This window comes from Veronia nyctiphanis (genome assembly GCF_004116385.1).
GTDB classification, from domain to species: Bacteria; Pseudomonadota; Gammaproteobacteria; order Enterobacterales; family Vibrionaceae; genus Veronia; species Veronia nyctiphanis.
On sequence record NZ_PEIB01000088.1, the window covers coordinates 1 to 1,707 of the forward strand.

Below are 1,707 nucleotides of genomic sequence, written 5' to 3' on the forward strand. Positions count from 1 at the left end.
CAACCAAGCGGATGTTACTAAGGACCGATTGGACTAGTTTTTGGGGAGCAGGTCAAAACCCGGATTCCACTTGATGCCAAAGGCCCAGGAGGCCAAGTTTGGTTCCTTATTGTGGGCGGTGGTCTTGGTGCAGGCGCAGCGTACTTGGTGTCGCACTTTATCTTAGTGAGCTAGGTGGCTTTAGTGAAGATACCGTTAATAGGTTATGGCGTGGCACTAAGTAGTAAAACACATAACAAGTTTGTCAACGTTCGCCCTTTGGGCTGGACCCTAAAAGCGCTGCTTCGCAGCAACGCGGCCCGTTACAAAGGCGTTATCCCCTATTGAATTTTAAAATTTTAGTCCCGAGGTTTAATAAGCCAGTCCCTCTTTTTATAGCCACAGGTTTGTATCGCATTACGCGGACAATCTTTATTTGCGTTACGTGTCTGAATTTCCAATAACACATTTGAATTCAAGTTCATATTGTTGTTTCTTGGTGGCTTAAATACGGTATGCGGCACACTGAAATGCGGTAGCTTTTTCAAAAATGCTAACAGGCATTATACGTTTTACTTTAATTAACTAGAGGTCATTTAGTATGTTTTTTGCGCTGTATGTTATTTTTTTGATCGTGTGGGTAATTATCACCATTTCAATAGCATCAAAAAATAACCACCCTTACAAAACGCCTATCATAATTTTGGCACTTCTTGGGCTCTTTATTCCATTTTTATTGTTAGGTTCATTTATATGGGCTTTCATCGTTCCAAAAGGTGGACAAACTTCATCAGTAGCGGTTTCTTCAGTTGCAGAAGAACTGGAAAAGTTACATGACTTGAGAGAGAGAGGAGTACTATCTGAGAAAGACTATACGACACAAAAAGCTAAATTACTTGGTTAGCAACGCGACATATAATAAGCGCAGTCTAGGGACATATTTCCACTGCGCGTTACTTTACCCGTGCTGCGAGCGTTATCCCCCATCAATTTTGGAGTTTTGAGTCCCAAGGTTTAGTCGCCAAATTCCTCTTTTCATAGCCGCAGGTTTGTATCGATATCGGCGAAAAATCTTTGTTTGCGTTGCGTGTCTGAAATTCTAATAACTCATTTGAATTCACATTCAGTTTGTTGTTTCTTGGTGGTTTAAACACGCATTTCTGCGGGATGAAGCTCAGTGGCTTTTTAAAAAATTACTGGCTGCCAGCCGCGAAAGACATGGAGCAAGGGCTAACAAATGCAGCCACAGGACAAAAAACCGCTCCGCAATTTTTTGCCTGTGCTGGCAGGCGTTATGCGAAGGCTGGCATTGTGCTATTGAGAGGAAACCTTGAAGCTTAAAGAGTTTGCACTTTGGGGATATAAGCTCGAACTAGATGAGTAAAGGGCGTTCACTCTTGAAAATATGTGTGTCTGCGCTCATTTCGAAAGACACTTTAAAGGACTTGAAACGGAATGCATCTACAGGGTAGTAGTTAAGCTAAGTGAAGGTGATTCTAGAGATGGAACTTCCGAAGTAAGTAACTCCGTCCTCAAATATTACGCACCATTTGATTTTAATGCATTCAGCAAACTCGAAATTCATGAGAGAAAGGAGTTACTACTATTCACGCTTCATAGCTGCTTATGGGTTCTACCCCATTTCTACGGACGGTTTAATAAAGACGTAAACGTATTGTCTTGACGGGCGAGCCTACGTCGCATTCTTGGATTATGGAACCGTTCAAT

General features: G+C 42.0%; 2 protein-coding genes. Both read left to right on the forward strand.

Going from position 1 to position 1,707, the window contains the following annotated elements:
- Nucleotides 1-183: 183 nt before the first annotated feature.
- Nucleotides 184-327, forward strand: coding sequence for a hypothetical protein (locus tag CS022_RS25105; RefSeq protein WP_161569750.1), 144 nt, complete (start codon nt 184-186; stop codon nt 325-327).
- Between the two features lie 253 nt (nt 328-580).
- Nucleotides 581-883 (forward strand): SHOCT domain-containing protein, encoded by a 303-nt coding sequence (locus CS022_RS24520; RefSeq protein WP_129124473.1) that lies wholly within the window; start codon nt 581-583, stop codon nt 881-883.
- Nucleotides 884-1,707 lie beyond the last annotated feature (824 nt).